Source organism: Chryseobacterium gambrini (assembly GCF_900156825.1).
Classification (GTDB): Bacteria; Bacteroidota; Bacteroidia; order Flavobacteriales; family Weeksellaceae; genus Chryseobacterium; species Chryseobacterium gambrini.
Map to the genome: position 1 here is coordinate 397768 of NZ_FTOV01000002.1, position 19955 is coordinate 417722.

A 19955-nucleotide genomic window follows, 5' to 3' on the forward strand; every position below is an offset into this window, starting at 1 on the left:
TATGTGAATGTGAAGTGATTGGATCGTAATCTTACTTTACATCATTTGCGATTTGTTTTGCTTTAGATGTAGGAAGGTAGATGCTGAAACCTAAATTGAATGTAATATTCGAATTTAAACCTTCGCTACCAAATCCTGCTCTTCCTCTGTACTTTACTAAACCTTCAAGACCGATGTTTGGAGTAATGAAGTAAGAATAACCAGGACCTACTCCGAAATCGAAACCTGTTGTAGAGTCTGCATTTTCTACAGATCTTCCTCCGATCCCTGCATTTCCTTCTAAGAACCAACGTCCGTGGTTTAGTAAGTTATCTACTCCTTTTTCTCCCGGAGAAAGAAAATAACGTCCTAAAGCACCCACTCCATACGTAAATTCTGTAGGAGAACCATTAGTTACCTTGTTGAATCCTAAATCTACATAACCACCGACAGCTAAGTTGTCTTCAATGAAGTATGCTCCTTTAGGCTGAATAGCAATGTTATAACCACCACCAGTATTTAAACCGAAATTACTTGATATTAAACTACTACCAACTAACCAGTTTCCTTTCTGGATTTGTGCATTCATTGTTCCAGCCAAACCAGCTACTGCCATTATTCCTGTAAAAATTAGCTTTTTCATAATTTATTATTTTAATATTTTAATGTTATATCATTTGTGATTTCAGAAAATCAATAAATGTGCCATTCTAATCAATACGTGGTGAAATCATGATAATAATAAAGTATGTATAATTCTTATGAAATGCCGATGGGAAGGAATTTTTTTCAGGTTCAGATTATAATAAAAGCAAAATAACCGACACTACAAGACCTGCAATCGTGAAAACCATTCCTCTTTTGAAAGCCTTCGTTTTAGGATTGAACATCCAGAAACTTGAGATTACAAAAAAGAACAAAGAAATCCCGAAAAAGGCATTTAACGGAGAAAGTCTGTCTTTAGACTGTGCTTTGTGAAGTTTTGTCATTTTATCCAGCACAAATGGCAGTTCTTTTTTGGTGTATTTTGCCTGTCCCGTTGCTGCATCGTAAGTTCCCTGCTTAAAGGTAAGAACAGTTCCTTCTGTTTTTTCCACTTCAAGACCTTTAATTCTCAATTCTTTTCCCAATGCTTTCTCATCAAGATTTTTTTCTACAACTTTATCGTACTTTTTTTCTTTTTTCAGAAAATCGGTGTCTCTGTAAATTAGCAAAACACCACTTACTGCATAAACAGCCATTATTCCGGCAAGGAAATAGCCCAGATAACGGTGCGTGATTCTCATAAAACTTCTTGTGTCTTTAATCTTATCCATATATATTGTTTTTGTTTTTAAAATTTCAAAAGTGGAAACTGCAAAATTGCAATTCCCACTTTACATGAAGAAATTATTGTGATTCTTTTTTACAGCTTATACGTTAACGTAACATAGTAGTTTCTCGGCGTAATCGGGTTCACGGAATAATTTTCATGAACAGTGTAATTCTCTACATCAAACAGGTTTCCGACTTTCCCCTGAATCGAAAATTTCTTCCAATCATATCCTGCTGATAAAGAAACCGTAGTATAATCTTTTAATTCGAAAATTCTGCTTACCCCATTTCTCTGCTGCAAACTGTTGGCTCCTGTTTTAGTATCATTCCATCCTGCAAGTCTGTCTCCGATATAATATACTCCGGCTCCTACTTTTAAGCCCGGAACCAATTTTGTGAATTTATAGAATACCGATGCATTTGCTGTTGTTGCGGGAGTTCTTACCAATCTTTGGTTTTCTACATATCCAAAAGCTTCCGGAGTATCTAAATACACAGAATTGTTATAAGAAAAACCTCCGATAATGGATAAATTTTCTGTTGGATTTCCTGTGATATCAAGTTCAACGCCACGGCTTCTCATTTTTCCAGCAAAATCTTTGGTAAGCCCAGCAGGATCTATCTGGTTGCCTTTATCATCTAATGCATTCTGATAATAATTTCTGTATAAAATCTGGTAAACCGTTACATTAACAGCCAAAGCATTGTTCCAGAAATTCTTTTTGGCACCCACTTCATACTGATCGATATTCGTAGGCGTTAAAGCCTCTCCGTCTCTTAATCTTCCTACGTTGGCAACAAAAGAGTTTGTATAGGTTGCAAATGCTGAAAAATTATCGTTTGGCATATAAACAAAACCTAATTTCGGAGATATTGCCTGATCGGATGACGATGAATTATTAACCAGTGATTTTCCTGTTGTGGAATTCAGATTCACCAAACCGCTTGTAACCGTTTTAAATTTTGTGTTGATCGTAGGCATATTTTCAATGTAAGACCAACGCAACCCTGCAATAACTTTGAATTCTTTTGTAAGACTGATGAAATCCTGAGCATACACTCCGATTCTTCTTGTATTAATTCTGTTTTTCTCCAACATTTCCGCAGCCGGAATACTTCCGCTTGCCCACGATTCAGGATTGTCCAGATAAAGAAGACCATTGCTGTTTCCGTTAGTTCCATACAGATAGCTGTTTCCGTAAGCCAGTCTGTTGGTCGGATTATAGTAAGTATAAGCATCTGCAACTCCATAATCGGCATCAGCTCCGAATAACACTTTATGGCTTATTTTTCCTGTATTGAATTCACCATTTAAATTAATCTGTGCAGAAGTATAGTTCTGTTCGTTATAGGTTCTGTTTAAAGGACGTTTCCAGAAAAGTCTGTCGGTTGATTTTTCGTATCCCCACTGAACTCTTTCCGTAGAAAAATAATCCCTAGTATAATTCTGATAAGAAGCAGTAGCATTTAAAGACCATCTTTCATTGAACTGATGATTGAAGGTAACATTGGTAGTAACCTGCTCTATATTCTGATATTGCCAGTCTGTTCCTAAAAAAGCATTTCTCGGAAGAAGATTATTCATCTGGTAAGTATATCCGTCACGCTGCGTGATAGATCCGATTCCGAAATCTGGAGTAAAATCATTTTTAAGATAATCTGCCTCAACAATGATCTGTGATCTGTCGCTTAAATTAAATAAAAACGAAGGATTGAAATAATACTTTTCAGACTGCACCACATCTCTGAAACTTTCCGCATATTCATACGCTCCGTTCACACGGAAAGCGATATTTTTTGAAAGCGGACCATAAAGATCTACTGTTGGTTTATAAGAATTCCAGCTTCCCGCATTCATTCCCACGCTTCCGCCAAAGTTGAATTTAGGCTTTTTAGTAATCATATTAATAACACCACCTGCAGCCGTATTTCCGTACAGCATTGCATTCGCACCTTTAAGAACTTCCACTCTTTCCAGTCCGCTGACTTCCGGGAAAACGCCGCTGTTAACTCGGGAACCGTTCTTGAAAATATTATCATTTCCCAGAATGAAACCACGTCCTCCGAAACTGTCCTGAGAATTTCCTCTGGAAGAAGTTACATAGATTCCGTTAACGTTCTGCAGAACATCACTCAGTTGTTTTGCCTGTTGCTGCTCAATAATTTCGTGAGTAACGATGGCAATCGGCTGAGGAGTTTCCATCATCGTAAGATTAGACTTGGTAGATAATGGTCTTGCCTTGTTGGGATTTCCGGTTTTATGAAGATTAACGTCTTCAATAGTCTGGATTCTAATGGTATCAGCTTCAACGTATTTCATCTGCGCGTCCAAAGAAAGGGCTGCGAATACTAATCCTATTGTGGCTAGCTGCTTTTTCATGATAGTCTATTGTTATTTAGAGTGGTTTTAAATAAAGTGCAAATGTATATTATTATTTAGAATTAATAAAAATTATAAACTGATTTTTATCATTAATCTTTAATTTAGAAATTGTGTTTTCCCTTATTTTAGTAGGGATGAGAACTTTAGATTAAATATCTTTGTTAAAAAATAAATCTATGCAGTTAGTAAAAGTCGGACTTTGTGCGTTCGGAATGAGCGGAAAAGTTTTTCATACCCCGTTTTTGAAAGAACATCCGGGATTTTTTATTTCCGCAATTGTGGAAAGAAGTAAAGAAGAATCTAAAGAAAAATATCCTGAAGCACAAATTTACCGTTCCGTAGAAGAAATGCTGGAAAATGCCGATATCGAACTCGTGGTTGTGAATACTCCGGTACAGACACATTTTGAATATGCAAAAATGGCACTGGAAGCAGGGAAAAATGTAGTAGTTGAAAAACCTTTCACCGTAAATGTTGCTGAAGCAGAAGAGCTGGCAAAACTTGCGGAAGAGAAAAAATTATTTGTTAGCGTTTATCAGAACAGAAGATTTGACCGTGATTATCTTCAGGTACAGAAAATCATCAACGAAGGAAAACTTGGAAATATCAAGGAGGTGGAAATCCGTTTCGATAGGTTCAGAACTGAGCCGAGTGGAAAAGCACATAAAGAAAATCCTGAAGCGGTAGGTTCGGGTTCACTGCATGATTTAGGATCTCATCTGGTGGATCAGGCGGTTCAGTATTTTGGGTTTCCCGAAAAACTGTTTGCCGATGTTTTTTCCATGAAAGGAAAAGAATTTGCCAACGATTATTTTGAAATTATTTTGTTTTATCCAAATGATTTAAGAGTAAGGCTGAAATCTTCAGTATTCACCAAAGAAGCGCATTTTGCTTATGCCGTTCACGGAGAAAAAGGAAGCTTTTTGCAGGAAAGAACCGATAATCAGGAAAATGAACTCGTTACAGGAGCTGTTCCGGAATATGGCGAAGAATGGACAAAGCCTTTAACAGAAACCGATGGGATTCTGAATTATCTAAATGAAAATAAAGAAACTGAAAGAATCCTCACTTCAAGCGAACCGGGAAATTACATGAATTACTATCAGCAGATTTATGAATTTATCGTTTTCGGATACGCATTGCCTTCACCTGCGGAAGAAATCATCAAAAATATGAAAATTATCGATGCGGCAGCAGAAAGTTCCAAACAGGAGAAAGTGATTTACTTGTAGAGTCTTGGAGTTGTAGGGTGTGAGAGTTTTAGGGTTTGGGAGTTTTAGAGTTTTAGAGTCTGAGAGTTTTAGTGAGGTTAGAGTTAGAACTCTTAGAGCAAGATTTTTAAAGTAAGAAAATTTAATATCAATTAAAATATAACGCTCTAAAACTCTCAGACTCTCTCACCCTAATACACTCAAACTCTCACACCCTCAAACTCAACTACGCTTCACCCAAAATTTCCTGAAGTTCAAGCCATCTCATTTCATGGTTTTCCAAAGTTTCAGAGATAGATTCCAGATCGGCAGAAAGTTTGGATATTTTCTCGTAATCTGCTTCATTATTAAGCTGGTCTAATATTTTTGCTCTTTTTTCCTCTAATTCCGGCATTTCTTTCTCAATGGTTTCGAGTTCACGCTGTTCTTTAAAGGAAAGTCTTTTCTTCTTAATGTTTGTATTGTTCGCAGCCGGAACGGTTTCTTTTACAGGCTCAGATTTTACGGAAACAGACTTTTCCAAAGCATCCTCCTTGCTTTTCGCTTCGCGGTATTCGGAGAAATTACCTGTAAAATCACGGATTTTACCTTCTCCTTCAAAAGCAAGAATATGATCTACGATTCTGTCCATAAAATACCTGTCGTGCGACACAATGATTAATGAACCCTGAAACTGCTGTAAAAAGTTTTCAAGAACCGTTAAAGTCGGAAGATCAAGATCATTCGTAGGCTCATCAAAAATTAAAAAGTTCGGATTCTGGTATAAAATATACATCAGATGAAGTCTTCTTTTTTCACCACCCGAAAGTTTGGAAATAGGAGAGTACTGCGTCTGATCGTCAAATAAAAACAATCTTAAAAACTGGGAGGCAGAAAGACTTTTTCCGTTGGCTAAAGGGTAAAATTCAGCAACTTCTTTAATGAAGTCAATTACTCTTTCATCTTCTTTGTAAGTAAGACCTTTTTGCGAGAAATATCCGAAATGGATGGTTTCTCCGGTTTCAATCTCTCCTTTATCCGCTTTTTCAAACCCCTGAATAATATTTAACAAAGTAGATTTTCCCGCTCCGTTTTTCCCTACAATTCCTACTTTTTCACCTCTCTGGAAAGAATAGCTGAAATCTCTCAGCAACAATTTACTTCCAAAACTTTTGTCAATATTTTTAAGCTCAAGAATTTTATTTCCAAGCCTTTTCATTTCAAAATCAAGCTCTAATCCCTGTTTTCTCGTGTCTGTTTTGGCTACTTTTTCCGTTTCATAAAATGCATCAATTCTGGATTTGGATTTTGTAGTTCTTGCTTTCGGCTGTCTTCTCATCCATTCCAGTTCCTTTCTATAAAGGTTGTTGGCTTTATCAATTGTAGCATTCGTGTTGTCCTCGCGAATCATCTTATTTTCAAGATATGTGGCGTAAGAACCGTTATGAACGTAAAGATTCTTATCTTCCATTTCCCAGATCGTATCGCAAACACTGTCGAGGAAATACCGGTCGTGCGTTACCAGTAATAAAGTAATTTTTGCCTTACTCAGATAACTTTCCAGCCATTCCACCATTTCAACGTCGAGGTGGTTGGTCGGCTCATCCATAATTAATAAAGTATGGCGGTGTTCAGCTCTTGTTTCCGTTAACAGTTTTGCCAAAGCAACACGTTTGATCTGTCCACCGGAAAGTGTTCCCATTTTAGCTTCCAGATCGGTGATTTTTAGCTGCGAAAGAATCTGCTTCATTTCGTTTTCCAGATCCCATGCTTTATGCGCTTCCATTTCAAGAAGAGCTTTTTCAATAAAATCATTGTCTGTGGAATGCAGAGACTGATGATAATTTTTCAGAGCCATAATCGGAGCCGAATCCAGAGTCATCATAAACTCATCAATCGTAATAGTCGGGTCAAAATCTATTTCCTGATCAAACAGAACCACCTGAATGTCTTTATTGATGATTACCGTTCCGCTATCTGCAATTTCTTTTCCCATCAGGATTTTCAGAAGGGTAGATTTTCCGCTTCCGTTTTTGGCAACAATGGCAATTTTATCTCCTTCGTTTACATGAAAAGTAATATTTTCAAATAAAACTTTTATTCCGTAGGATTTGGTAAGATTTTCGGCAGAAACGTAATTCATTATAGTTTGATGGTTAGATTTTGAAACTTAAACTGAGCCGCAAAAGTACGAAAATGTATCAGAAAAAGCAGAAATACAATCCCGAAGCCTTACACATGTTTTTTTCAATATTAAAACAATAATGGATTGTCTTATGTATTGAATTGTATTTACTTTTTGTTTTATTTGATTATAATATTTTAGTTAAAATTAAATATTTATTAAATTTAATGTATTGTTTAATAGATTTTTGATGTAGATTTATATTCCTAACATTATTAAAATTAAAACTATGATGCAAATCAACTACTGGGCTGTTTTTGCAGCCGCACTTGTCCCTTTAATAATGGGATTTATCTGGTATCATCCTAAAGTTTTCGGAAAAGCATGGATGAAAGAAGTCGGTTTAACCGAAGAGAAAATGAAGGGTTCCATGATCGGAGTTTTTATTTTTTCCATCATGTTATCAGCTTTAATGGCTTTGTTCTTACAATTTGTAACGATTCATCAGTTTGGCGCGCTCGGAATGGTCGGCGGAGATGAAATGAACGCCAATCCGTCTTATCATGCCTTCATGAAAGACTACGGAATGGCTTACAGATCCTTTGGTCACGGCGCACTGCATTCTTCCATGATGGGATTTTTATTCGTGCTTCCCATGATTGCCATCAATGCGATGTTCGAAAGAAAATCGTGGAAATATACATTAATTAACGCTGCTTTTTGGACGGTCTGCATTACCATTATGGGCGGAATTATCTGCGGTTGGTATGCTCCGGACGGTTTTCACTGGGCAACACAAAAATAAATGTAATGTTTTAAAAAGTTAAGGCTACTTTTGCGTAGCCTTTTTTATGTCATATACTTTAAGAATTTTTCAGTCAGCTGCCGATTTGCCGGAAGAATGGAATGTTGTGATCGGAAATCACAATATCCTGCTTTCCGGAGAATATTTTCGTGCATTAGAAAATTCCAGACCGCAAAACATGGAATGCTACTTTGTCGGTTTTTTCAAAGAAAATGATCTGATTGGCGGTGCTTTGTTTCAGTATCTAAATTTTATTCAGCATACAACATTTCAGAAAAATGAAGTGTTCTGTACCATCAGAAATTTTGTGGCAAGACAATTGAGTAAAGATGTGATGATTCTCGGAAACAATATGCTTACCGGACAGAACGGATTTTATTTTGATGCTTCAAAAATTACTTCCGAAGAAGTGATTCCGCTTCTGGAAGAAGCCGTTTATAAAATGCAGAAGGAAATAAGAAAAACATCCTTAATTATATATAAAGATTACCAGTCGAATTTTGTGAAATACTTTGACGGAGAAAAGCATCGGAAATATTTCAGATTTTCCGTTCAGCCGAACATGATTCTTCGGATAAGAGAAAACTGGAATAATTTTGATGATTATATCAATGATTTTTCGAAGAAATACAGGGCGAGAGTCAAAACTGCCAAAAAGAAACTGGAAGGAATCATTAAAAAAGAACTCCAATTAGACATGATCAGAAAATATCAGTCTGAAATGAATGTTCTTTATCAGAATGTCGCAGAAAATGCCCCTTTCAATACCTTTTTTCTCAGAGAAAATCATTTTGAAAGCATGAAAGAAAATCTTGGAGGTAATTTCAGACTTTTCGGATATTTTTCGAATGAAAAACTGATCGGTTTTTATACCATGATCCTCAATAACAAAGATATTGATACGTACTTTTTAGGCTACGAAAAAGAATGTCAGAAACAAAAGCAGATCTATCTCAATATGCTTTTCGATATGGTGGAAATTGGAATTCATCATCGTTTTGAAAGAATTATTTTCGGAAGAACAGCTTTAGAGATCAAATCAACGATCGGAGCAGAGCCGACTGAAATTTTTGGTTTAATTAAGCATAATAATTTCATGATTAATCCTTTCCTGAAAACTATTTTTCCTTCCATTTCTCCCAAAACAGAATGGATTCAAAGAAAGCCGTTTAAATAGTTTTATACAGAATTCACACAGGTTTTAGTTTGATATTTTCATCAATAGAAACGGGCTTCAGCCCGTTAACAATATAAGGTTTTTCGATTGGCTTCAGCCAAAGTCTCAGATGTTTAAAATTTGCAAAATCACCGGAAAGAAAATCAATTCAAAGTCAGCCTCTTCAAAGACCACGAACTTCCGTTGTAAATATCCAGATCTACTTTTGTATTAATTCCGTGCACGATTCCGTTTTCTGTAAACTGCCAGAAATCCCACTCTGCATCGGATGAGGGAGCCGGAACATCATTGTAATTAGCTAACCAGAGCGGATAATCATCAAATTCGCCCTTCAGAAAATCTTTGTAATAATGATAATACGTATAAATAATGGGTTTTTCGCCGTAAGTTTCCTCTACAATTTTGCACCACACTTTAAGGTCTTCAACCAGTTTTTTATTCGTTTTGCGTTTCGGGATTTTCTCAATATCCAAAATCGGCGGAAGATCACCGCTTTCGAGCTTTACATTTTCCAGGAAATTATTTGCCTGAATCACAGGATCTTCATCTGCTCTATAAAAATGATACGCTCCGCGGATTAAATTCTGTTTTTTTGCCTGTTCCCAGAAATCAGAAAAATGTTTGTCGGCATTTCGGTTTCCCATCGTTGCACGCATCACCACAAACTCCAGCGGAATGGTTTTGTTTCCGATAGTAAGGCTGTCCCATTTGATGTCTTCTTTATTCTGATAATGTGAAATATCAAACCCATAAGTTTTATCTAAATTATTGGACAGGATTTTTTGAATTCTCAGCGTTTCCGTTTCACTGTTGTGAAGCTTTCTGTGAGTAAATTTATTGAAATATAAAGCGTAATAGTAACTTATGGACTGCCTTAAATACAATCCTGTTCCGATAAGCGCAACAATTAAAATTCCCAGCACAATTTTTCTGCGGAAAAGATATTTTTTCCGACGGTTCTGATGGATCTTTTTGGCGGTTTTTTTGCTGTACATCGTTTGTGAATAAAGATTTACAAAACTAACTTTTTTCACTTCTAAATGCTAAATAAAATCAGTAAATTTGTGTACTATGGAAACACGCGAAAAGATCATCATCATTGGAGGAGGTTTTGCGGGGCTGCAGCTTGCGAAAACGTTGAATAACAAGAACAAAAAGGTTATTGTTCTGGATCGGGTAAACCATCATATGTTTCAGCCGCTTTTCTATCAGGTCGCATGCGGAAGGATAGAACCTTCCAATATCTCTTTTCCTTTCAGAAAAATTTTTCAGCGTTCCAGAAATACCCAGTTTCGTTTAACGGAGGTTAAGGAAATTGATACCGCAAATAATAAAGTCATCACCGACGAAGCGGAATTTACCTACGATAAACTCATCATAGCAACAGGATGTAAAACCAATTTTTTTGGCAATAATGATCTTGCAGGAAAAGCTTTCGGAATGAAAAATACTCAGGAAGCGATCAGTATCCGGAATCATGTTTTAATGACTTTCGAAAAGCTGATTCTAGAAAAGAGCCGAAGCGACGACGGAAATTGGAATATCGTAATCGTAGGAAGCGGACCGACCGGAGTAGAATTAGCCGGAGCTTTTTCGGAGATGAAAAAAGAAATTCTTCCGCGCGATTATCCATACATGAATTTCGATCATCTGAAGATTATTCTGGTGAGTTCTACAGAGAAACCTTTGGCGGTAATGAGCCCGGAAGCTCAGCAAAAATCTGAAAAATATTTAAAAGATTTAGGCGTTACATTTTTAAGTCAGGAATACGTTACAGATTATGACGGCGATAAAGTGTATATGAAAAGCGGAAAAACCATTCCGTCCAATAATGTAATCTGGGCAGCCGGAGTTACAGGAAATGTTGTAGATGGTTTTCCTGCCGAAAAATTAATAAAAAACAGATACATTACAGACCGATACAATAAAATAAAAGGCTACGATAATGTCTTTGCAATCGGAGATATTGCGTATATGGAAACTCCGAAATATCCGCAGGGTCATCCGCAGGTGGCAAACGTAGCAATTAATCAGGCAAAAAATTTAGGAAGGAATCTCTTAAAGAAGAATGGAGGTGAATGGGTGGAGTATGAGTACGACGACAAAGGTTCTTTGGCTACCATCGGAAAACACAGAGCGGTCGTAGATTTACCATTTGTTAAATTTCAGGGATTTCTGGCGTGGTATTTCTGGATGTTTTTACATTTAATGCTTATTTTAAGTGTAAGAAACAAGCTTGCCGTGTTCTTTAACTGGATGTGGAGCTATTTTAATAAAGATTCTTCTTTAAGATTGATAATTTTGCCAAATAAGAAAAACGAAACAGTACAATGAGAATTGATATAATAAGCGTGCTTCCGGAACTGATGGAAAGTCCGTTTAAAACTTCTATTTTAAGAAGAGCGATTGATAAAGGTTTGGCAGAAGTGCATTTCCATCATTTAAGAGATTGGGGAATCAACAAAAAAAAACAGATTGATGATGAACCTTACGGCGGCGGCGCAGGAATGGTAATGATGGTGGAACCGCTGGATAACTGCATTTCAGAATTAAAATCCCAGAGAGAGTATGATGAGGTGATTTATCTTACGCCGGATGGAGTTACGTTAAACCAGAAAATTGCGAATACACTTTCTATTAAAAATAATCTCATTTTCCTATGTGGTCATTATAAAGGAATCGACCAGCGTGTGAGAGATCTGCATATTACCAGAGAAATTTCGATCGGAGATTATGTTCTTACCGGCGGAGAATTGGCAGCCTGCGTTCTTGCAGACTCTGTCATCCGTCTGCTTCCGGGTGTTCTGAACGACGAGCAAAGTGCTTTGACGGACAGTTTTCAGGACGATCTTTTATCTCCTCCGATCTATACAAGGCCGGAAGTTTACAAAGGTTTAGAAGTTCCTAAAGTCTTGCTGAGCGGAAATTTTGCCAAAATTGAAGAATGGAGGCATGATGAAGCTGTAAGGATAACCACAGAAAAGCGTCCGGACTTGCTTTAAAATAGATAAAAACAATCAGAGTTGTAAATAATCGGCAAATTTTATTGAAATTTTGACAATAGCAAATCATAGCTGTTGTTGTAAAAATGATTGAAAAAATTCCTATTACCTAACTGTTCATAGAATTTTTTCTAACAAAAATCTAAATTTAAAAAACTGATTTTATTTGAGCTTAAAGGTAAATATTGTATAATGCATAATATTTTTAATTAAATTTATCTATTTGATTTAAAATATTCTTTTAATTATCTATATTTGAGTGATAAAATTAATTATCGAAATTTGTTAAAATTATTGACGATATATTAAATAAAATAATAAATTTACATAATCAATTAAAAAAAAGGAATTGTTTGAAATCAGAAAAGTGTGGTAATGGAGCTGTTTAGTTTTTACAACGTTGAAAATCTATTTTTACCGGATCCGAAACCAAAGCATAAATTAGATCCTACGATATCAGGACTCAGAAATTGGGATGAAGGAAGATACCGGAATAAGCTTTCCAAAATTGCACATGTTTTCAGACTGATGAAGGAGGAGAATGGTGTTCTGCCTTTTATGATCGGCCTTTCTGAAGTTTCCGGAAGGAAAGTTCTGGAAGATCTTGTGGAGATGGAACCTTTCAATTCGCAATACGGAATTGTACACTACAATTCTATGGACGAAAGAAGGGTAGATGTAGCCTTATTATATGATAAAAACAAAGTGGAAGTAATAGATTCAGAAACCATTACCTTCTTCTTTGAAATTATAAACAGAAGCACAGGAAATTACGATACAACAAGAGATATTCTTTACTCGAAAGTAAGATATAAAGACGAAATTATTAATGTTTTTATCGCGCATCTTCCCTCTAAACGCGAAAAAGATGTTAATAAGCCCAAAAGAGACTTTATCCTTTCTGAAATTCGGGAAAGAATTCTGAAGCTTGTACATAATGATAAAGAAAACGTATTGCTGTGCGGTGATTTTAATGAAAACCCAGATGATGAAAATTTAGTAAAAATTCTTTTTGATGATGCAGGAATAAAAGTATTGGAAAATCCTTTCCAGCGTCTGTTTTCCACGAGAAATTATTCTACTTTTCATTATAAATCGGGATTGCTGTATGACCAGATCATTTTATCGAAGCCTTTCTTTAATGATGACCGTGGTCTGAAATTTCAGGAGGCAAAAATATTTAATTCTGAAAAACTCAGCAGCCGTGACAGAAAATTTGCAGGCAGACCCTACAGAACCTACGCAGGAACGAGGTATCTGGGAGGCTACAGCGATCATTTTCCGGTTTTTATAAAATTCAGGAATTTGTAACAGACGTAAAAAACATAAATAAAGTAGAAAGAATGAAAAATTCAAACAACACGAGTTATCAGTTAGATTCAATCGATAAGGAAATTATCTATATGTTGATGGATAATGCCAAATCCTCTTTAGCTCATATTTCTAAGAATGTAGGGATCTCCACAACGGCAGTTCACCAGAGAATTAAAAAACTGGAACAGGCGGGAGTAATCGAAAATTCTATTTCCTTTCTTAATCCTAAAAAGATAGGGTATAAAGTGATTTCCTACATCGGGGTATTTCTGGATCAGCCAAGTCATTATCCGGACATGGTAAAATCGCTTAAGGATATTAATGAGGTGGTGGAAGCACATTACACAACAGGGAATTATACCATTTTCCTGAAAGTTCTTTGTAAAGATAATGACCATCTTATGCAGATTCTGAGTAAGCTTCAGCAGCTAAAAGGGGTGATAAGAACAGAAACTTTCATATCTTTGGAACAGGGTATTTACAGACAACTGAAAGTATAATAAATTATGAATATTGCACAATATCTGGATTCAACATATTTGAAAACACCTGCACAGTCGGGGCTGTCACAAGAAGAAACTTTACAGAAAGATATAGAACTCACGCAGGAAGCGATAGATCATGGTATTTTTGCTGTAATGATCCGTCCGGATTATGTATCTGAAATTAAAAAGTATATTCAGGAAAAGAATGCAGATGTTGTGGTAGGAACGGTGATCGGGTTTCATGAAGGAACCTATTCTGTAGACGAAAAACTTGCAGAGGCTGAAAAAGCAATTGCTGACGGAGCAGATGAACTGGATTTTGTGACCAATTACAGTGCTTATCTGAAAGGTGATCTTGAACTCGTAAAAGAGGAGTTTGTACAATGTACAAAGCTTTGTCTGGAACATCATAAAATTGCAAAATGGATCATCGAAATTGCCGCTTTAAACGATGGGCAAATTGCTGATCTTACCAAAAACATTTCAGGTTGGGCAGAAGAAAATTTTTCTGAAAACGATTTATCCAAAATTTTCGTAAAGTCTTCCACAGGTTTCTATGAGACAGAAGGAAGAAAACCCAACGGAGCAACATTTGAAGGAATTAAAATCATGCTGGAAAACGCCGGAAAACTTCCTGTAAAAGCAGCAGGAGGAGTAAGAACTCCGGAAGATGCCGAAAAAATGATCAGTCTTGGTGTAAAAAGAATAGGAACTTCATCTGCATTGGCGTTAATTAAAAATCAATCAGCTTCGGAAGGATACTAAGGGAAAGGAAAAAAACTAACAGTGAAAATAAAAAACCATCAACTTACTATTGATGGTTTATTTTTTATGCCTGTTGCGCTAAATATTCAGTATAAAACTCCTGCGTTTCTTTAATCAGCGCATCCATTTCTGCTAAAGTAAACACTTCTAAAAATTTCTTTCTGAAATCTTTAAAATGAGGAACTCCACGGAAATAATTGCTGTAATGCTGTCTCATTTCCACCAGTCCTAATCTTTCGCCTTTCCATTCTGCGCTCCATTCTGCGTGTTGACGAACAGCCAGTAATCGGTCTTCGATTGTAGGAGCCGGCAAATGTTCTCCGGTTTTAAAGAAATGCTTGATTTCGTTAAAAATCCAGGGATAACCAATCGCTGCACGACCGATCATAATACCGTCGCACGCATATTTTTGTTTGTACTCCAATGCTTTTTCAGGAGAATCGATATCACCGTTCCCGAAAATCGGAATTTCTATATTAGGATTTTGTTTAATTCTTGAAATATGTTCCCAGTCAGCTTCCCCTTTGTACATCTGCGCGCGGGTTCTCGCGTGAATGGTTAATGCTTTGATGCCTGTTTCCTGAAGACGTTCTGCCACTTCATCAATATTAATGGAAGTACTGTCCCAACCCAAACGCGTTTTTACCGTTACAGGAAGGCTTGTAGAACGCACTACGGCTTTGGTAAGACGAACCATAAGATCAATATCCTTCAAAACTCCTGCTCCTGCTCCTTTACAGACCACTTTTTTTACAGGACATCCGAAATTGATATCAACCAGATCCGGATTTACCGTTTCCACAATTCTTGCAGACATTGCCATCGCTTCTTCGTCACCTCCAAAAATCTGAATTCCGACAGGTCTTTCATAATCGAAAATATCAAGCTTTTTTCTGCTCTTGATGGCATCACGAATTAATCCTTCCGAAGAGATAAACTCCGAATACATTAAATCTGCTCCGTGCATTTTGCAAAGTCTTCTGAACGGCGGATCACTCACATCTTCCATCGGTGCAAGCAAAAGCGGAAATTCCGGCAGTTCTATATTGCCAATTTTTATCATGGTGCAAATTTACGAATTTCTGAGCATTTCAGAATTTGATAATTTCTATTAATGTAATTGCTGTCAAATAAGCAGTGTAAAAAACGAAAATCTCAGGTAAATTATAATACTAAGCAAGAAATTTAAAACCCTCAAACCCTCCAACTCTCCGATTCAAAAACTCTCCAACTCAAAAATCCTCCGACTCTAAAAACTGGCCTTCACCTGCATACTTCCGATATGAATCGTGCGGTCTCCGGAGTTTCTGCCTTCGTAATTTAAATTTAGCTGAAGGAAAGAATTAATCGCCTGCTGAATGAAAACACTCCAAACCTGATTTTTCCCCGGTTTTAAACCATCCAACATCTGGTTTCCGACAATACTGAAATTGTTACCGTTAAAATTATTATTGATGAACGAGAAATTTCCTCTGATGGACGTTTTTCTTCGTTCCCACTGAATCGTTCCCGTAACGTCAAAAGCTTTCAGCAATTCTTCTCCATCCACTCTCTGTTTCTGGCGGAATGCCGAAGAAAGTTCAGCCTGAATGGCATCGGTAAACTTATAGGTTGCCTTTGGTTTTGTTTCAAAATTATTCAGACGGTAATCTCTTGTAGAAAATAACTGTGAAGAATTTTGAATATCATGAACCGAATTTTCCCAGTCGATACGGAATTCTTTATTAAACCAATAGCCGATATTCAGGAAATGCGAAACCTGTTCGCGCTCCTCATTACTGAAATTCGCATTGATGAGGTTATCATTGGAGATGAAACGGTAATTTCCGTTCCAGCCGGATTTGTCGGTCGGACTGAACTGTGCGGAAGCCAGAATATTCTGATTTTTAAGAATCATGTCATCACTCTTCTCAAAAGGATTCAAAACCAGAACTTTGTCTTTTTTGAAGAATGAATTTTGTGAGTTTAATGAAATATTGAAATTCCAGCGTTTTAAAAATTTATTTTCAGAATTAAAAACAATCGATGGATTCACAAATAACGCGAGCTGAATTTTATTTTTGTTGGAAGGTATATAACGTACGGAATTCGTGTAGATTCTAATGTACTGCGCCAAATCGGAATATTCGGCAATTTCAAATTCATCAAGCTGCTGAACACCGTCTCCGTTGTAATCCGTCCATTTGTAAATTCCCTGTCCGTCCGTTACTTTAATATACTGAAACTCTCTTTGTGCTTCCTGTCCGTTCCCAAGTTCATAGAAAGCCTGCAAACGCATTCCGTTCTTGAAAAGCTGCTGATTATAAAGAATATTTCCGACAACGAAGTCATTGTTTCTCGAAAGATCCACATCCTGATTCTGATAAAAGAACTTTCTGTAGTGGAGTAGGGCATTTAACGTTGTTTTTTCTGTTTTGATGATCTGGCTTTCTGCCATAATTCCCAAAATATTATTCATGTTCTGAAGTCGGTTGTCCCGCACAGAATCATTATCTCGCATATAAACCTTTGCCAAAAGTTTGGTTCTTGTACTGTCTCCGATTTTTTTCTGAACAAAAATTTCTTTCCAGCTGAAACTGGTAACATCCATAAGCTGAGTATCGTTGTACTTCTTTTCGTTGTGTTCCATGCTTCCGCCAATCGCCCAGCTTCCCTTTTTGCCGGTAAACTCAGTGGAAACCCCGCCTCTGATGAATTTGGTGTCCTGAAGTACAGCATTGGTATTCAGATAGGATAAATTTCCTTTTGTGAAAAATTTACCGCTGATCCACCCAAAATCCAGATCATTCTTTATTCCTTTATATGTTTCCTGCTCATCAAGATAGTTGATTCGGTAATTTAATGTTGATTTATTATTCCATTTATTCAAAAAGCTGAAAATAAATCTGTTCTGCGTTCTTCCGCTGAATTCCTGCGCCAGATTGAAATCTCTTGAGAATTCCACATCATTAATTCGGTCTAAAATATGAAACTGCTTGTCTATGTATTGATATTCGAAATTCGGAGTTCCTTTCCAGTTGTTTTTGGTGAAGGTTTTGTTTCCGAAAACTCTCCATGCATATCCAATATTTTGCTGAGAATCTTTTGATGAAAATAAATTGACATCATAATTGCTCAAAGAAATATCCGCTCCAATTTTTCCGTCTTTCAATAAATATTCTGAATTTACAGAATATACCTGAGATTTTTCCGGTGAAGGAAGTTTCCTTACGGCACGATAATCTCCCATATTGGGACCAACGTATGCGAAAACACGACCGTTATTCGTAGTCTGCGTAATTTTGTAATCTCCTAAATTAGCCCCGAAATACGTATAAGAAACGCTGTACAATGTTTGTGTGGCATCGGTTGAAAACTCATAATAATTTCCTCCCGAACTTTGAACCAGTTTGTATAAGATTTTATTGACATCATATTCTGTAACCACACCTGATGGAGCATACATTAAATTCGGATTGTTTCCGGCATCTGCAAGAATCTGCTGATCTTCCTGTGAAAGATTTAAAGAAAGCGGTGCATTTTTATTGTCGTTTTCCATAAACCAGTTCAGTCCGAGCTTCAGTTTCTCTCTTTTATGCTCAACTTTTCCGGTAAATAAATATCTGGAATAATTTCTGTTGGTATAATTATAAGATATCGTAATGAAATTCTGCTGGAAAATCGGTCGGAAACTGGTAAAAGTAACTTCTCCGGTATTGTAATTGATGATATAATCCTGATTTTCACCACGCTTCATCAAGATTCCGTCGATGAAAACCTGTTCAGAACCTGAAATTAAAGTGATAAACTGTTCGCCGTTTTTTCCGGTTAAACGGTAAGGACCCTGATTTCCTTCCACTCCCTGAAAACGGATTCTGTGAAATTCACTTCGTGCAACCCCCATCGAAACATCCACAAAGGTTTTGTTCTCTTTCCCGAATTCCGTCTGAAATTCGAGTCCCATGCTTCTTCGCTGATATTTAGCGAAATAATTTTTAGCTTCCACCAAATCCAGATGTCCCGCTCTCAATATCGATTTATCTTTGATATTAAGCTGCATATAAATTTTGTCGAATTCCTCAAGCGTTTGTGTATATCCATCTGCCTGAATCGGGAGATTATGATCCGAAATACTTGCAAGAATGGTTACGTCTTTTGAAAGTCTTCCGGAAATTTGTAAATCCATTGAACTTTGTACAGACTGCCCCTGATTGTTACCAAACGTAATCCCGCGAATGATGGATCCTTTGGAATTTAATTCCCCTAAAAATCTTTTTTTATCATTTTTAGCCAAAACTCCTTCATCTACAATGATGCGGTTGTTAGTTTTAACAAAATCGAGGGTATCTTTTGCGAAAATATCCTGCTCAAATCTGGCTGCGAGAATGCTGTCCTGCTTAAGACTGTCATTCTTAAGAGTGTCTTGCGGAAGATTGGGATTTTTCCATGTAAATACCTGAGCATTTCCTGAAAATATGCCCACGAACAACAACACGAATATCAGAATAAAATTTCGCAAATCTCTAAAAATAAAGCGTAAAAATACTTAAAAATACTTTATGGAAAGGGTTTTAGTATTATTAACAGAAAATTAACCCAATTATTGCATTACTAAAAAAAAATGGTGTACTTTTGGCCTGTAAATTATTAATAATTAAATTTTTTAAGTCATGAAAAAACTTTATTTCTTAGCCTTAATTGGCTTTTCAGGATTAACTTTTGCACAAGGGTCTGAATCATTTACAAATTTAAATGCATCAGCAAGTTCATATGTCGGGGGAAGTTATTCTGGAGATAATGGAGTTACTTGGACATATTCAGGAGCAAGAAAAGTTACCTCTACAGATAACGTTACAGGAACTTCCGTTGGGTTTGACTCAAGTGGAACAAGAAATGTAAAAGCCAATTCAGGAGCAAACGGAGTGGGTACAATTACTTATACTGTAAGATCTTATTTTACTGCAGGAACTGGTGCTAACAGAACGATGGCTGTGTATGTTAATAATATTCAGGTAGATAATTATTCATTAGCAGCAATGGATACGAATTATACAAGATCTGTAACCGTAAATACTCCTGGAGATGTTGTTATAGAATTTAGATCAACAGGAAGTAGACAGATTGTTTTAGATGATGTTTCATGGACGCAATTGGGAGGAACATTATCTGCTAACGATTTATCTAAAGCAAAAGAGACTTTTGTTAAAAACTCTTTAATAACAAATAATGAAATTGTTTTCGGAGCAGACTCTAAAGAGGTGAAAATTTATACAATGAATGGACAAATGATAAAGTCTGTTTCAGTAAAAGAGAATCAATCTGTAAATGTTTCTGAACTAAAAGAAGGGAACTATATTGTAACGGGAATACTAAACGGTAAAAAAGTTTCTGAGAAAATTATTAAAAAATAATTTTAATAATTTGTTAAATACTCACC

Annotated in this window: 16 protein-coding genes; 9 read left to right on the forward strand and 7 right to left on the reverse strand. The window is 36.4% G+C overall.

Annotation, left to right across the window (positions count from 1 at the left end; all coding sequences use genetic code 11):
* Positions 1-31 precede the first annotated feature (31 nt).
* From BW951_RS05405 to BW951_RS05415, 3 genes are all read right to left on the reverse strand, one after another.
* Positions 32-622, reverse strand: a complete 591-nt coding sequence (locus BW951_RS05405) for a hypothetical protein (protein ID WP_076390845.1) — start codon at positions 620-622, stop codon at positions 32-34.
* 157 nt (positions 623-779) lie between these two features.
* Positions 780-1295 carry a hypothetical protein gene (locus BW951_RS05410; RefSeq protein ID WP_076390846.1) on the reverse strand — a complete coding sequence of 172 codons (516 nt, stop codon included), beginning with the start codon at positions 1293-1295 and terminating at the stop codon, positions 780-782.
* 89 nt (positions 1296-1384) lie between these two features.
* The gene (locus BW951_RS05415) at positions 1385-3673 is read right to left on the reverse strand and encodes a TonB-dependent siderophore receptor (protein ID WP_076390847.1); all 2289 of its coding nucleotides are present in this window, start codon (positions 3671-3673) and stop codon (positions 1385-1387) included.
* Positions 3674-3852: 179 nt separating this feature from the next.
* On the opposite strand from BW951_RS05415, the gene BW951_RS05420 reads away from it, so the two are divergent.
* A complete protein-coding gene (locus BW951_RS05420; protein WP_076390848.1) occupies positions 3853-4908 on the forward strand; it encodes a Gfo/Idh/MocA family oxidoreductase in 1056 nt (351 codons plus the stop codon).
* 205 nt (positions 4909-5113) lie between these two features.
* Here the strand turns inward: BW951_RS05420 and BW951_RS05425 are convergent, their stop codons facing one another.
* Positions 5114-7009, reverse strand: a complete 1896-nt coding sequence (locus BW951_RS05425) for an ABC-F family ATP-binding cassette domain-containing protein (protein ID WP_076390849.1) — start codon at positions 7007-7009, stop codon at positions 5114-5116.
* 271 nt (positions 7010-7280) lie between these two features.
* Between BW951_RS05425 and BW951_RS05430 the strand changes: the two genes are divergently transcribed.
* Both BW951_RS05430 and BW951_RS05435 read left to right on the forward strand, forming a co-directional pair.
* Positions 7281-7796 carry a DUF1761 domain-containing protein gene (locus BW951_RS05430; protein WP_338076375.1) on the forward strand — a complete coding sequence of 172 codons (516 nt, stop codon included), beginning with the start codon at positions 7281-7283 and terminating at the stop codon, positions 7794-7796.
* 46 nt (positions 7797-7842) lie between these two features.
* On the forward strand, positions 7843-8973 hold the full coding sequence (locus BW951_RS05435; RefSeq protein ID WP_076390850.1) for a peptidogalycan biosysnthesis protein: 1131 nt from the start codon (positions 7843-7845) through the stop codon (positions 8971-8973).
* A 143-nt stretch (positions 8974-9116) separates the two neighbouring features.
* Here BW951_RS05435 and BW951_RS05440 read toward each other — a convergent pair whose 3' ends face one another.
* Positions 9117-9968, reverse strand: a complete 852-nt coding sequence (locus BW951_RS05440; RefSeq protein ID WP_076390851.1) for a glycoside hydrolase family 25 protein — start codon at positions 9966-9968, stop codon at positions 9117-9119.
* Positions 9969-10044: 76 nt separating this feature from the next.
* Between BW951_RS05440 and BW951_RS05445 the strand changes: the two genes are divergently transcribed.
* The 5 genes from BW951_RS05445 (at position 10045) to deoC (ending at position 14539) form a co-directional block, all read left to right on the forward strand.
* Positions 10045-11307 carry an NAD(P)/FAD-dependent oxidoreductase gene (locus BW951_RS05445; protein WP_076390852.1) on the forward strand — a complete coding sequence of 421 codons (1263 nt, stop codon included), beginning with the start codon at positions 10045-10047 and terminating at the stop codon, positions 11305-11307.
* Positions 11304-11975, forward strand: a complete 672-nt coding sequence (gene trmD / locus BW951_RS05450) for a tRNA (guanosine(37)-N1)-methyltransferase TrmD (protein WP_076390853.1) — start codon at positions 11304-11306, stop codon at positions 11973-11975. The genes BW951_RS05445 and trmD overlap by 4 nt, the downstream gene beginning before the upstream one ends.
* 375 nt (positions 11976-12350) lie before the next feature.
* The gene (locus BW951_RS05455) at positions 12351-13286 is read left to right on the forward strand and encodes an endonuclease/exonuclease/phosphatase family protein (RefSeq protein ID WP_076390854.1); all 936 of its coding nucleotides are present in this window, start codon (positions 12351-12353) and stop codon (positions 13284-13286) included.
* A gap of 32 nt (positions 13287-13318) precedes the next feature.
* Positions 13319-13789, forward strand: a complete 471-nt coding sequence (locus BW951_RS05460; protein ID WP_076390855.1) for an Lrp/AsnC ligand binding domain-containing protein — start codon at positions 13319-13321, stop codon at positions 13787-13789.
* A gap of 6 nt (positions 13790-13795) precedes the next feature.
* Positions 13796-14539 (forward strand): deoxyribose-phosphate aldolase, encoded by a 744-nt coding sequence (gene deoC / locus BW951_RS05465; RefSeq protein WP_420866224.1) that lies wholly within the window; start codon positions 13796-13798, stop codon positions 14537-14539.
* Between the two features lie 64 nt (positions 14540-14603).
* On the opposite strand, the gene dusB is transcribed toward deoC, so the two are convergent.
* Complete coding sequence (dusB, locus tag BW951_RS05470; RefSeq protein WP_076390857.1) at positions 14604-15602, reverse strand: tRNA dihydrouridine synthase DusB; 999 nt, start codon at positions 15600-15602, stop codon at positions 14604-14606.
* Between the two features lie 186 nt (positions 15603-15788).
* Positions 15789-19001: a hypothetical protein gene (locus tag BW951_RS05475; protein WP_076391006.1), complete on the reverse strand. Its 3213-nt coding sequence runs from the start codon at positions 18999-19001 to the stop codon at positions 15789-15791.
* A gap of 187 nt (positions 19002-19188) precedes the next feature.
* Here BW951_RS05475 and BW951_RS05480 point away from each other — a divergent pair, with 187 nt between their 5' ends.
* A complete protein-coding gene (locus BW951_RS05480) occupies positions 19189-19929 on the forward strand; it encodes a T9SS type A sorting domain-containing protein (RefSeq protein WP_076390858.1) in 741 nt (246 codons plus the stop codon).
* Positions 19930-19955 lie beyond the last annotated feature (26 nt).